Origin of the sequence: Kribbella sp. NPDC059898, assembly GCF_042730855.1 — a bacterium.
Taxonomy (GTDB): Bacteria; Actinomycetota; Actinomycetes; order Propionibacteriales; family Kribbellaceae; genus Kribbella.
Genome location: NZ_JBHWKR010000012.1, coordinates 116,448 through 129,203 on the forward strand (window position 1 = coordinate 116,448; position 12,756 = coordinate 129,203).

The window sequence follows — 12,756 nt, forward strand, 5'->3', positions numbered from 1 at the left end:
GATGAGACTCCTGACCGCGGTACTGCGGACGATCCGCAACAGCCGGCGCCTCGCGACCGGCCTGATCATCCTGGCCGTGCTCGTCCTGATCGCCTTGTTCAGCCCGTTGATCGTGAAGGCGATCGGCGGCGGACAGGACCCGGTCGAGCTGGCGGCCTACGACAAGTGGCTCGTCCCGGGGCCGAAGCACCTGTTCGGCACCGACCAGTTCGGGCGGGACGTGTTCGCGATGGTGGTGAAGGCGCTCGCGGTATCCCTGCAGATCGGCGCGATCGCCGGCGTGATCTCGACCGTCGCGGGCGTGATCGTGGCGTTCGTCGCCGGGTACAAGGGCGGCTGGATCGACAACGTGCTCTCGACGTTCACCGGGATCCTGTTGGTCATCCCGACGTTCCCGTTGCTGATCGCGCTGTCGGCGTACGCGAAGAACGTCAGCCTGTTCCAGGTCGGCGTGATGATCTCGATCTTCTCCTGGCCGTTCGCGGCGAAGACGATCCGGTCCCAGGTGCTCTCGCTGAGAACGCGGCCGTACGTCGACCTGGCGCGGGTCAGCAAGGCCCGCGACGTCGAGATCATCGTCACCGAGCTGCTGCCGAACCTGCTGCCGTTCATCGGCGTCGGGTTCGCGTCGTCGGCGCTCGGCGCGATCTTCGGCCTGGTCGGCCTGGAGATCATCGGCCTCGGACCGGGCGGCGTGATCGACCTGGGCCAGATCATCTTCAACGCGATCGGCACCGGCGCGCTGACGCTCGGCGCGTGGCCGATGTTCGTGGTCCCGATCGCGCTGCTGACGCTGCTGTTCGCGGCGCTGAACATGGTGAACATCGGCCTCGAAGAGGTCTACAACCCGCGATTGAGGGGAGTGGCCGGTGAATAACGTGCTTGAGGTGAAGGGCCTCGAGGTCGCGTACTCGACCAGCCGCGGCGATGTGAAGGCCGTCCGCGGCATCGACCTCGACGTCCACCGCGGCGAGATCCTCGGGATCGCGGGGGAGTCGGGCAGCGGGAAGAGCACGCTCGCGGTCGCGCTGCTGCGGCTGCTGAAGGCGCCGGGCAAGGTGACCGGCGGCTCGGTGATGTTCCACCCCGCCGGCCGTTCGCCGGTGGACCTGCTGAAGGTGCACGGCGAGCAGTTGCGGGTACTGCGCTGGAGCGCGCTCTCGTACCTCCCACAGGGATCGATGAGCTCGCTGAACCCGGTGATGCGCGTCCAGGACCAGTTCAAGGACGTGATCCTGGAACATGCCCCGAGCCGCAAGGAGTCGCTCGGCACGATGATCCCGCGGCTGCTCGAACAGGTCGGCCTGGAGGCCCGCGTCGGCCGGATGTTCCCGCACGAGCTGTCCGGCGGGATGAAGCAGCGGGTGCTGATGGCGATCGCGGTCGCGCTCGAGCCGGACCTGGTGATCGCGGACGAGCCGACCACCGCGCTGGACGTGACGATCCAGCGGGTGATCCTGCAGTCGCTGGCCGATCTGCGCACCGACTTCGGCGTCACGCTGATGGTGATCTCGCACGACATGGGCGTGCACGCGCAGCTGGTGGACCGGGTCGCGGTGATGTACGAAGGGCAGCTCGTCGAGGTGGGCGACGTACGGCAGGTGTTCAAGGACCCGCAGGACCCGTACACCCGGCAGCTGATCGACTCGATTCCGAAGTTGGGCAGGAGGGCATCGTGAAGTCCGAACTCGAACTTCGGGGCGTCGAGCAACGCTTCCACGCCCGGGACGTGCCGGGCGGGTACCTGACCGCGGTCGACGATGTCAGCTTCACGCTGGCCGCGTCGCCGCCGCAGATCGTCAGCCTGGTCGGCCAGAGCGGCAGCGGGAAGAGCACGATCGCGCGGAACGTGCTCGGCCTGCAGAAGCCCACCGCCGGACAGGTGCTGTACGGCGGCAAGGACATCTTCAAGCTGAGCCGGGCCGAGTACGACGAGTACCGGCGCGACGTGCAGCCGGTGTTCCAGGACCCGTACGCGATCTTCAACCCGTTCTACCGGGTGGACCGCGCGCTCTGGAAGGCGGTCAAGAAGTTCAAGCTGGCCGGCACGCGCTCGAAGGGCCTGGAGCTGATCGAGGAGTCGCTGCGCGCGGTCCGGCTGGAGCCGGAGAACGTCCTCGGCCGGTACCCGCACCAGCTGTCCGGCGGTCAGCGGCAGCGCATCATGCTGGCCCGCGTGCACATGCTGAAGCCGTCGTTCATCATCGCCGACGAGCCGGTGTCGATGCTGGACGCCCAGGTCCGCAGGCACTTCCTGGACATCCTGCTGGACTTCCAGCGCGAGCACGGGATGACGACGCTGTTCATCACCCACGACCTGTCCACGGTGTACTACCTCGGCGGCGAGGTGATGGTCATCACCAAGGGCCAGATCGTCGAACGCGGCCCGGTGTCGACGGTGATGCACGAGCCGTCGCACGCCTACACGAAGCTGCTGCTCGACTCGATCCCGCAGCCGGACCCGGACCAGCGCTGGACCACCCGGATCGCCGTCGACGAACTCGACCGCCTCGACGAGCAAACCCCCGGCGATGCAACCGCCCCGGAGGTCCCGATCATCTGACGTTTGACTGGTTAACCCTCCGCGTTGCCCCTTCCTCCACCGCATCCAGCGGGTGAAGGGGCAACGGGCGAGGTTAACCTCTCAAACGGTCCTGATCGCCGGGTCGCTGACGCCCGGGATCCCGGTTTCGATGTGGCCGGCGAAGCGGCGGAGGTACGTCGGGTCGTCGGCGGTGGTGACCGAGACGTCGTACCAACGGGTTGTGGTGGGGACCGCGTACTGCGTGGTGCCCTTGCGGAGGTCCTGGGTCTTGGGGGCGCCGCCGTACCCGTTGGTGATCGTGACGCGGCGGGCCGCGTCGGAGGTGAAGGTGAGGTCGACGTTGCCGGTGCGGATGTTCTCGCGGGCGGTGATCTCCAGGCCGGTGGCCGGCTTGCCCTTGAAGGTGCGGAGGAAGCCGTTCGGGCCGTGGACGGTGAGGTCGGTGACACCGGCCGAGTAGATCGGGTTCCAGCTGTCGGCGACGGTCTTGCCGGCCTCGGTGGTGTACGTCCACGGGCCGTCGGTGCGGTTCGCGGACGTGATCAGGAACTGGGCGCCGGCCTGCGCCCCGGAGCTGAAGGTCAGCCTGTACTTGCTGTCGGCAACGGCTCCGTCGACGACCGGTGCGTAGGGCAACGGACGGGTGAGCCGCCGGCCGCGTTCCTGCGCCGGGAGCTGGCCGACCGCGGGCGGCGTCGGGACGTAGTCCGGGTGCCGCTTGTTGTCCGGCGGCTGGTACGCGCTGGTGTCCGGGAGCTTCGCCGGCCGCGTGGCCGACGTACCGAAGTCGAACGCGGACGTCAGGTCGCCGCAGACCGCCCGCCGCCACGGCGAGATGTTCGGCTCGTGGACGCCGAACCGGGTCTCCATGAAGCGGATGATCGACGTGTGGTCGAAGACCTCCGAGCAGGTGTAGCCGCCGGTGCTCCACGGCGACACCACGAGCATCGGGACCCGCTGGCCGAGGCCGTACTGCCCGTGCGCGGCCTTCGCGCCGGTGTACAGGTCGGCGTCGGGGTCGACCGTCGACAGGCCCTGGTTGGCGTCCATCGGCGGGTACGGCGGTACGACGTGGTCGAAGAAGCCGTCGTTCTCGTCGTACGTGATGAACAGCGCGGTCTTGCTCCACACCTCGGGGTTCGCGGTGAGCGCGTCGAGGACCTGGGAGATGTACCAGGCGCCGTAGTTCGCCGGCCAGTTCGGGTGCTCGGTGAACGCCTCGGGCGCGGCGATCCAGGAGATCTTCGGCAGCTTGTTCGCCTTGACGTCGGCGGCGAGCTGCCCGAACAGGCTCTCGCCGGCCTTCGCGTTCGTGCCGGTGCGAGCCTTGTCGTACAAGGGGTTCCCGGGCTGCGCGTTGCGGTAGTTGTTGAAGTACAGCAACGAGTTGTCGCCGTAGTTCCCGCGGTACGCGTCGTCGATCCAGCCCCAGCCGTGGTCGCCGTCCAGGCCGTCACCGACGTCCTGGTAGATCTTCCACGACACTCCGGCCTTCTCCAGCCGCTCGGGGTACGTCGTCCAGCCGTAGCCGGCCTCGTCGTTCCCGAGCACCGGGCCGCCGCCCGTCCCGTCGTTGCCCGTGTACCCGGTCCACATGTAGTACCGGTTCGGGTCGGTCGAACCCATGAACGAGCAGTGGTACGCGTCGCAGACCGTGAACTTGTCCGCGAGCGCGTAGTGGAACGGGATGTCCTCGCGGGTCAGGTACGCCATCGTGGTCGTCGTCTTCGCCGGGATCCACTGGTCGTACCGGCCGCCGTTGAACGCGGCGTGCGCGTCCGGCCAGCTGTGCGCGAGGTCCTGGATGAACTGCAGCCCGAGGTTGTCCGCCTGCGGCCGGAACGGCAGGATCTCCTTCCCGAGGAGGTTCTTCTGGTAGTACGTCGGCTTGCCGCTGGGCAGCGTCACCGGCCGCGGATCGCCGTACCCGCGGACGCCGTTCAGCGTGCCGAAGTAGTGGTCGAACGACCGGTTCTCCTGCATCAGGACGACGATGTGCTCGACGTCCTGGACGGTGCCGAACCGGCGGTGCGCGGGGATCGCGGCGGCCTGCTCGATGCTGTTCGCCATCGCGGCGAACGCGGCCGACGCACCGGCCAGCTGCAGGAACCTCCGGCGGTTGATGTCTGGCATCTGGGGTCTCCTTGTCGGGGCGGGTGGAGCCTCCCGGCACCCTAATCTGGACGCTTCGGCCCACGGAAGGTGCAAGCGTCATGGATCAGGTGTGGTACGTCGCCTACGGCTCCAACCTCGCCTTGGCACGATTCACCTGCTACTTGTCCGGCGGCCAACCACAAGGTGGCGCCCGGGTGTACCCCGGCTGCCGCAATCCCACCGCCCCCACCCGCTCCACCGGCGTACTGATCCCCGGCAGCCTCGCCTTCAGCGGCACGTCGAAGGTGTGGGGCGGCGGCTCCGCCTTCTACGACCCCACCGTGGACAGCCAACTGGCCGGCCGAGCCTACCTGCTCACCCCCGACCAGCTCGCCGACGTCGCCGCCCAGGAGACGTGGCGCGACCCCGGCGGCACGTACGCCCTCGAGCTCGCCGCGATCCTCTCGTCCGTCACCCATCGGCATTCGCTCGGCGACGGTCGCTACGAGACGGTGGTGCGCTTGGGCGAGCTGGACGGCATACCCATGTTCACCTTCACCAGTGCCTCGATCGGCGCTCCAGCCGCCCCAACCGCGGCGTACCTGCGCTGGATTACCACCGGTCTCGCAGAGGCCCACGGCTGGGGCCCCGACCGGATCGCCGATTATCTAGGCGGCGAGGTCGGCTAGGTAGGCGAGGTGGTGGGAGGTTGCGAACGAGACGACCTTGGTTCGCGACAGGCCCTGCTGGAGGCCGTCGGCTGCCTCGGCGAACCTGTGGTCGCCCCAGGAGTAGCCCGCTCCGAAGAAGCTGTTGGACTCGACCAGATACCTGGAGACGAGCCGTACCGTCCGCGTCGTCGACGACTCGTCGCTCGCCGCGACCATTCGCTCCCGCAGGTACAGCCAGTGATCGCCGCAGGTGTACTTCACGTTGACGTGCTTCGTGGGGAAGCCCCGCGGATCCCAGACCGGGTGTGCGATCCCGTAGTCGCCGAGACGCAGCCCCTCGACTCCGCCGGCGACGAGCGACCGCCAGACGTCCTCCTCGAAGCGTTGCTGTTCCCACCGGTGCAGCCGGCTGAGCATCCGGGGTACGGATCCACTCAGGATCGTCCTGGACCGGAACTCCCCGAGGCGGTCGATCAGACCGGCGATCTCGTCCACCCGGAACGCGTCGGCCCCTGCGATGTAGGACAGGTCGACGATCAGATCGACGTCGGCCGGATCCGTACCGATCCGCTCGATCGCGGCGAGGACGCCGCCGGGAGTCGCCGACGCCATCGGCACCCGTACGGCACAACCGTGTCCGAGGTGCCGGGACAACCGCCCGAGGCCGGTCAGGTCCCGGTCGTCGGCGTCGGTGTGAACGACGGGTACGAACGGGACCTCGTCGGGGTCGAACAGGTCGTCCGGCTGGCACAGACGGTCCGCCAGCCGGTCCAGTACGGCGCCGGGCCGGTCGAATCCCGGCGTACCGGCCATGTTGGCGGTGTCGAGCATCAGCAGGCGCCCGAGCCCGAGCATCCGGCGCGCGACCCGCACGACCTCCTCGAGCATGGTGTCGACCGACGCGCTCGGGTCGTACCCAAGCGACAGCACCGGTTGTACGCCGTGGTCGAGGTCGAGAGCGGCCAGCGCGTCGAACTCGCCGCGCCGCGAACGCAGCACCACCAGCGTCTGGAAGTCGCCAGCTGCCGTCACGCCGCCCTCCCGTCACAGACCGTCACTTTCGAGAGTAGGAGCAGATCCGCGAACCCGCACGCGACACGAGAGAGAAGACTGTATACAGTATGTGGCGTTGCTTCTCGAGTGGATGGAGGGATGTCGATGTACTCGGTCACCGATCCGGCGCGTGGGTTGCTGGTGGAGGAAGTGGAGAACTGGACCGACGGGGAGGTAGCGGCCGCGGTCGGGCGGGTGGCGGGGGCGTATGCGGGGTGGCGGGGGCGGAGTGTCGGGGAGCGGGCGGGGATCGTGGCTCGGGCTGCGGAACTGTTTGCGGAGCGGGCCGAGGAGCTCGCGGGGATCATGACGTTGGAGATGGGGAAGCGGGTCAACGAGGGGCGGGGCGAGGTCGGGGTCGTCGTCGACATCTTTCGGTACTACGCGGAGCACGGGGAGGCGTTGCTCGCCGACGAAACGATCGGCATCAAGGGTGGTACGGCGGTGATCAGCAAGGGGCCGATCGGGGCGTTGCTGGGGATCATGCCGTGGAACTTCCCGTGCTACCAGGTCGCCCGGTTCGTCGCGCCGAATCTCGTGCTGGGAAACACGATCCTGCTCAAGCACGCGTCGATCTGCCCGCGGTCGGCCCGTGCGATCGAGGAGATCCTGCGCGCGGCCGGCGTACCGGAGGACGTGTACGTGAACACGTTCGCGTCCAGCCGGCAGATCCCCGCGATCCTGGCCGATCCGCGGATCGCCGGTGTCTCGCTGACCGGCAGCGAGCAGGCAGGGATCGCGGTCGCCGCCGAGGCCGGGCGGAACCTCAAGAAGACCGTGCTCGAGCTCGGTGGCTCCGATCCGCTGATCATCCTCGACACCGACGACCTCGACGAGACCGTGAACGCCACCGCGACCGCGCGGATGCGGAACTGCGGCCAGTCCTGCAACGCGCCGAAGCGGATGATCGTCCTCGCGGACCTCTACGACGAGTACGTCGACCGGCTGACCAAACGCGTCACCGAGTACTACGTCCCGGGCGATCCGTCCGACCCGGCGACCACCCTCCCGCCGCTCGCGTCCGCAGCAGCCGCGGACGAGGTCGCCGCCCAGGTCGCGAAGGCCGTCGCGCAGGGCGCCACGTTGCGCACCGGCGGCCGCCGCATCACGCCCGGCGCGTACCTCGAGGCCACCGTTCTCACCGACGTCACGCCCGCGATGGACGCGTACTACGAGGAGATCTTCGGCCCGGTCGTCACGGTCTTCGCGGCCGCCGACGAGGACGACGCCGTACGGCTCGCGAACGACACGCCGTTCGGCCTCGGCGCCTCGGTCTGGGGTACCGACCCGGCCCGGAACCGCCGCGTCGCGGACCGGATCGACGCCGGCATGGTGTACCTGAACCGGGCCGGTGGATCGCAGGCCGATCTCCCGTTCGGCGGCATCAAACGCTCCGGCCTCGGCCGCGAACTCGGGCCGGCCGGCATCGAGGAGTTCATGAACAAGAAGTCGATCCGGCTCGGCTGACAGGAACCGGTCAGTCGGGGTGCGGGTGGACCTCGGGGCGGTGACAATTGGTCTATCTGTTCGTGACCGAGAGCGATGCCGATGAGCTACCAGCAGTACCCGCCGCCGCAGGGCCTGCCGTACCCGGGACCGGCCCCGAAAGTCCCCGACCGCCGCCCCCGTGACCCACTGGCCGTTGCCCTGGGCAACGCTTCGCTGCTGGGTCTCGGGTACTTCCTGATCCGCCGCTGGTTCTTCGGCGTCCTCGGCCTCGCCGGTACGGCGGTCCTGGTCGTCCTGCTCTGCACGCAACGGAAGGCCGGCTACGAGTTCGCGCTGATCGGGTGGGGGCTGCTCCAGATCGTGCACGGCTGGTTCCTCGCGCAGCGCCACCCGGTCCGTACGGCGAACCTCACCCAGCGACTGGTCGCGCTCGGCGTCACGTTGCTCGTGTTCGCGGGCGTCGCGTTCGAGCGGTACGACGTACACCGGATCGACAACGACGCCGTCGCCGCACGTGAGGCCGGCGACTGTTCCGGCGTTCGTGCGGCGCAGGAGAAGTACGGCGTCGGGCACCGGATCGGCGACGCGCCGCGGACGGTCCGCGTCGAGACCGACACCGACGCCTGCGCCAAGATCGACGCGGCCGCGGCCGTCCTGCGGAGCGCCCGGCCGCAGGCCGACACCGAGCGCCTCCAGGTGGGGTTCGAGATGCTCGCCGCGGTCGTCGCGAAGCCGGACCAGCAGGCGACCACGCGGACCGCGCTGAACGAGTTCCTTCGCGGGCTGCCGCTGAAGGACGCCTGTCAGACCGTCACGATCACGGAGTGGCTGCGCGGCCGGGCCAAGGCCGGCAACCTGCTCGACGAGGCGAAGCAGATCGTCCCGAAGCTCGAGCCGAACGCACTGCTCGGCTGCGGCGACGCCAAGCTCGCCAAGTCCGACTGGGCGGGCGCGCGCGGTACCTACGTGCTGCTGGTGCAGCGCTACCCGCACGCGAAGCAGTCGGACCGCGCCCGCGCCGGCATCAAGAAGGCCGACTACGAGATCCTGCAGGCGAAGATCCAGGCCGAGCTCGCTCGCGTCCGTGGCCTGGTCAGCTCCGGTGGGTACTGCGCGACGCCGGCCAAGTACAGCCCCGCGCCGAAGCTCCGGTCAGGCCTGAACCGCGCGGTGTTCTCGGGCGCGTCGCGCTACACCGCGAAGCTGCCCTCGCAGTGGAAGGGCACCACGGCCGACAACTCCGCGATGGTCGTCTGTGCGAGCGACGAGACCCAGGGGACGGCGGTGCGCACGTGCCCGTACACGCCGTTGATCGGCAGCTTCAGGGGCACGCACTACGTGACCTTCCACAAGATCGCCGTTCCGGTGCAGGTGTACGAGCTGCGCACCGGCCGGCTGATCGAGAAGACGACCGTACAGATCAGTGGCTCGGTGTGTCCGTCGACGATCTCCTACACGACGTACAACGGCGTCGGTGCGCCGGACCCGGACCAGTACGTCGCGGAAACCGCCGCCACCGTTCAGGCAGCGTTCCGGCCGCTCGTCGTGCGATAGTTGGGCTGGCAGAAGGGGCCTGCGATGACGGAGCCTGCTGGTTACTCGATCAAGACCTACCGCTACCTCCGGATGGCCATGGTCGCGATGATCGTGATGCTCGCCGCCGCGGTGCTGATCGAATGGTCGAAGACGTCGCCGCACTGCTTGCAGACCTCGATCAGCGCGTACTACTACACGCCGGTCCGGGCGATCTTCGTCGGCGGGCTGATCACGATCGGCGTCTGCATGGTGGTGCTCAAGGGCAACACCGAGACCGAGGACATCCTGCTGAACGTGGCCGGGATCCTGGCGCCCGGTGTCGCGCTGGTGCCGACGCCGGGGCAGGGGAGCTGCCACTCGGTGCCGGTGGTGCTCGGCGACGCGTCCGCCAACGTCGCGAACAACATGCTCGCGCTGTTCGTGGTCGGCGTACCGTGCCTGCTGCTGACGGCGTACTTCATCGTCCGCGACAGGCTCCGCGAGCCCGGCGCGTGGACGCCGGCGTACGTGCTCGGGCTCGGTGTCGCGGTGCTGGCCTTCGGCGGCGGGCTCGGCTGGTTCCTCGTCGACCGGTCCGGGTTCATCGGGCATGCGCACTACGCGGCCGCGATCGTGATGTTCCTGTGCATCATCGCGGTCGTGGTGGTGAACGCCCAGCAGCTTCGCCGCAAGCACGGCGTACCGCGGTCACGGGCCGACCGGTACTCCGTGATCGCGGTCGCGATGGTCGTCGTACCGCTGCTGATGGTCGGCTGGGCGAAGCTGTTCGGCTGGGCGCACGCGGTGCTCGGGATCGAGGCCGCGCTGATCGTGCTGTTCGCCGCGTTCTGGATCATCCAGACGGCCGAGCTGTGGAGCGAGGGGCTCCGTCAGGAGTTCCCGCGGTCGCCACAGGCCACGCCGTCGCCGTTGTGATCGAGCTGCTCGGTGTAGCCGGGGTCACCGCGGTGTAGCGGTGCTTTGCCGGCGGCGCGGACCTCGGCGCAGTTCTTGTAGGTGACCTGCGCCGTCGTCGGAGTCGGTGGTGGGACCAACGTCGGCGTGATGGTCGGAGTCGGCGTGGGTGTGGGCGCCGGCGTCGGCGTCGGTCGTTCCGTGGTCCGGTCCACGGTCGGCGTCGGCGTACTCGCGAGCAGCCGGACGGGTTGCTCGGTAGGTCGCGGCGTTGGTGCCGGCGTCGGCGGTCGCGTGACCGGGGTGGTCTTCACCGACGGGCCGGCGCGGTACAACGGCGCCGTACCCGTCTGGTCGGTGCTCCCGAACGGGCTCAGCAGCACGGCGACCATCAACGCGACCGGTACGACGACGATCGCGAGCGCGGTCGTCCGGCGGGGTCCGCCGTACCGTCCGATCGGTCCGCGGACCGGGCGGCCGTGTTCGTCGACCCAGAACGCCCAGCGTGCGGGCGGTGCCGGCCAGGTCGCCGGCGGCTGCCAGCGGCGTGGCGGTTGCCAGTCCGGTCGCGGCGGCGCGGGCCAGTCCGGCGGTGTGTTGAACTGCCTCACTTCAATCCTCCCCGCGAGAGCCTAGCGATCGCGGCCGTGGTCGAACAGATTCATACGTTTGCTCCTGGAGAGCTAAGTCTCGTTGACAGACTTAGCGAGGTGGTGTGAGGCTCGGTCCATGACGGAGACTCAGCAGGGGGTACGGAGCCGGACCTTCGAATGGACGGATCCGGCGGCGACGGCGGCCCGGCTCGGCCGGTCGTCCGGCCTGGAGATGCTGCGCGCGATGCGTGACGGCGACCTGCCGGCGCCGCCGATCCTGCACCTGGTCGGCGGGACCGGGATCGAGGTGGAGGAGGGCAAGGTGACCGTGCTGATGCCGGCCGCGGAGTTCCACTACAACCCGCTCGGCACCGTGCACGGCGGCGTCATCGCGACCCTGCTCGACACCGCCGCCGGCTGCACCGTCCACTCGACGCTGCCGGCCGGCGTCGGCTACACGTCACTCGACCTGATGACACGCTTCATCAAGCCGGTCACGGTCGAGTCCGGCCTGCTGCGGTGCGAGGGCGGGATCATCAGCCGCGGACGCCGTACGGCGGTCGCCGAAGCGCACCTGTACGACGAACGCGGCAAACTCCTCGCCCACGCAACCTCGAACTGCCTGCTCTTCGAGCTGCCTCAGGCCTGATCCGCCAGCAGCTTCTCGCTCGCGACCAGGCGTACGCAGGTGGCGAGGCCGGTGATCGCGGCCTCCACCTCGGGGAGCTCCGGGTACGTCGGGGCGATCCGGATGACCTGGTCCGTCGGGTCGTCGCCGTACGGGTGGGTCGCACCGGCCGGGGTGATCGCGATGCCGGCCGCCTTGGCCTTCGCGACGACCTCACGCGCGCAGCCCTCGGGCACCTGCAGGCTGACGAAGTACCCGCCGGCGGGCGCGGTCCAGGACGCGAGCCCGGTGCCGCCGAGCTCCGCGGTGAGGATCTTGTCGACGACGTCGAACTTCGGCCGGATCAGCGCGGCCAGCGTCCGCATGTGCTCGTGCAGCCCGTCGGCGTCGCGGAGGAACTGCACGTGCCGGAGCTGGTTGATCTTGTCCGGGCCGATGCTCCGCTTGACCGTGTGGCTGAGCCACCACGTGATGTTGTCCGGGGACGAGCCGAAGAACGCGACACCGGCCCCGGCGAAGGTGATCTTCGAGCTCGACCCGAACACGAACGCCCGGTCCGGGTGCCCGTTCTCGGCACACAGCGCGAGGACGTCGGCGAGTTGCGCGGGGGAGTCGGTGAGGTGGTGTACGGCGTACGCGTTGTCCCAGAAGATCCGGAAGTCCGGCGCCGCGGTCTCCATCGCGGCGAGCCGGCGGACCGTCTCGTCGGAGTACACCGTGCCGTCCGGGTTGCTGTACTTCGGCACGCACCAGATGCCCTTGATCGCGGCGTCCTCGGCGACCAGCCGCTCGACCACGTCCATGTCCGGACCCTCGGCGGTCATCGGCACCGGGATCATCGTGATGCCGTAGCGCTCGCAGATCCCGAAGTGCCGGTCGTAGCCCGGCACCGGGCAGAGGAACGACAGCCCCTCGACGTCGGCCCACCGGGTCTCCGCGCCCGGCACCTTCCCGAGCAGCGCGAACACGATCGCGTCGTGCATCAGCTCGAGGCTCGAGTTCCCCGCCGCGAGCAGCTGCTCGACCGGGACCTGCAGGTCCGCGGCGAAGATCGCCCGCACCTCGGGCAGCCCGTTCAGCCCGCCGTAGTTCCGCAGGTCGGTCCCGTCCGCCGCCACCGGATCCCCGCTCAGCCCGAGCACGCCGTTCGCCGCGTCCAACTGCTTCGGCGACGGCTTCCCGCGCGTCAGATCCAGCTTCAGCCCCTTCGCCACCAACGCCTCGTAGTCCTGGCGCGCACGCTCGACCTGGGCAGTCAGCTCATCGACACTCACGGGGAGTCCTTTCACAAGT

Annotated in this window: 12 protein-coding genes; 8 read left to right on the plus strand and 4 right to left on the minus strand. The window is 69.2% G+C overall.

Features of this window, described 5'->3' with window-relative positions:
* Window position 1: 1 nt before the first annotated feature.
* Genes ACFV9C_RS31785 through ACFV9C_RS31795 form a run of 3 tightly spaced genes read left to right on the plus strand, consistent with a single transcriptional unit; the run spans window position 2 to window position 2,563 of the window.
* Window positions 2-877: an ABC transporter permease gene (locus ACFV9C_RS31785; protein ID WP_380199240.1), complete on the plus strand. Its 876-nt coding sequence runs from the start codon at window positions 2-4 to the stop codon at window positions 875-877.
* Window positions 870-1,679 (plus strand): ABC transporter ATP-binding protein, encoded by an 810-nt coding sequence (locus tag ACFV9C_RS31790; protein ID WP_380199241.1) that lies wholly within the window; start codon window positions 870-872, stop codon window positions 1,677-1,679. Before ACFV9C_RS31785 ends, ACFV9C_RS31790 begins: the two co-directional genes overlap by 8 nt.
* Window positions 1,676-2,563, plus strand: a complete 888-nt coding sequence (locus tag ACFV9C_RS31795) for an ABC transporter ATP-binding protein (protein ID WP_380199242.1) — start codon at window positions 1,676-1,678, stop codon at window positions 2,561-2,563. Before ACFV9C_RS31790 ends, ACFV9C_RS31795 begins: the two co-directional genes overlap by 4 nt.
* A gap of 81 nt (window positions 2,564-2,644) precedes the next feature.
* Here ACFV9C_RS31795 and ACFV9C_RS31800 read toward each other — a convergent pair whose 3' ends face one another.
* Entirely contained in the window at window positions 2,645-4,678 is a 2,034-nt protein-coding gene (locus tag ACFV9C_RS31800) for a phosphocholine-specific phospholipase C (RefSeq protein WP_380199243.1), read from the minus strand.
* An 80-nt stretch (window positions 4,679-4,758) separates the two neighbouring features.
* Between ACFV9C_RS31800 and ACFV9C_RS31805 the strand changes: the two genes are divergently transcribed.
* A complete protein-coding gene (locus ACFV9C_RS31805) occupies window positions 4,759-5,328 on the plus strand; it encodes a histone deacetylase (protein ID WP_380199244.1) in 570 nt (189 codons plus the stop codon).
* On the opposite strand, the gene ACFV9C_RS31810 is transcribed toward ACFV9C_RS31805, so the two are convergent.
* Window positions 5,308-6,342 carry a hypothetical protein gene (locus ACFV9C_RS31810; protein WP_380199245.1) on the minus strand — a complete coding sequence of 345 codons (1,035 nt, stop codon included), beginning with the start codon at window positions 6,340-6,342 and terminating at the stop codon, window positions 5,308-5,310. The two genes, ACFV9C_RS31805 and ACFV9C_RS31810, sit on opposite strands and share 21 nt — an antisense overlap.
* Before the next feature lie 126 nt (window positions 6,343-6,468).
* On the opposite strand from ACFV9C_RS31810, the gene ACFV9C_RS31815 reads away from it, so the two are divergent.
* From ACFV9C_RS31815 to ACFV9C_RS31825, 3 genes are all read left to right on the plus strand, one after another.
* Window positions 6,469-7,830: an NAD-dependent succinate-semialdehyde dehydrogenase gene (locus tag ACFV9C_RS31815; protein ID WP_380199494.1), complete on the plus strand. Its 1,362-nt coding sequence runs from the start codon at window positions 6,469-6,471 to the stop codon at window positions 7,828-7,830.
* Window positions 7,831-7,911: 81 nt separating this feature from the next.
* Window positions 7,912-9,366 (plus strand): hypothetical protein, encoded by a 1,455-nt coding sequence (locus tag ACFV9C_RS31820; RefSeq protein ID WP_380199246.1) that lies wholly within the window; start codon window positions 7,912-7,914, stop codon window positions 9,364-9,366.
* A gap of 24 nt (window positions 9,367-9,390) precedes the next feature.
* Entirely contained in the window at window positions 9,391-10,263 is an 873-nt protein-coding gene (locus ACFV9C_RS31825; RefSeq protein WP_380199247.1) for a hypothetical protein, read from the plus strand.
* On the opposite strand, the gene ACFV9C_RS31830 is transcribed toward ACFV9C_RS31825, so the two are convergent.
* Window positions 10,218-10,853 carry an excalibur calcium-binding domain-containing protein gene (locus ACFV9C_RS31830; protein ID WP_380199248.1) on the minus strand — a complete coding sequence of 212 codons (636 nt, stop codon included), beginning with the start codon at window positions 10,851-10,853 and terminating at the stop codon, window positions 10,218-10,220. The genes ACFV9C_RS31825 and ACFV9C_RS31830 overlap by 46 nt on opposite strands.
* A 118-nt stretch (window positions 10,854-10,971) precedes the next feature.
* Here ACFV9C_RS31830 and ACFV9C_RS31835 point away from each other — a divergent pair, with 118 nt between their 5' ends.
* Window positions 10,972-11,484: a PaaI family thioesterase gene (locus ACFV9C_RS31835; RefSeq protein ID WP_380199249.1), complete on the plus strand. Its 513-nt coding sequence runs from the start codon at window positions 10,972-10,974 to the stop codon at window positions 11,482-11,484.
* On the opposite strand, the gene ACFV9C_RS31840 is transcribed toward ACFV9C_RS31835, so the two are convergent.
* Window positions 11,475-12,737 carry an aminotransferase class I/II-fold pyridoxal phosphate-dependent enzyme gene (locus ACFV9C_RS31840; RefSeq protein ID WP_380199250.1) on the minus strand — a complete coding sequence of 421 codons (1,263 nt, stop codon included), beginning with the start codon at window positions 12,735-12,737 and terminating at the stop codon, window positions 11,475-11,477. The two genes, ACFV9C_RS31835 and ACFV9C_RS31840, sit on opposite strands and share 10 nt — an antisense overlap.
* Window positions 12,738-12,756: the final 19 nt, after the last annotated feature.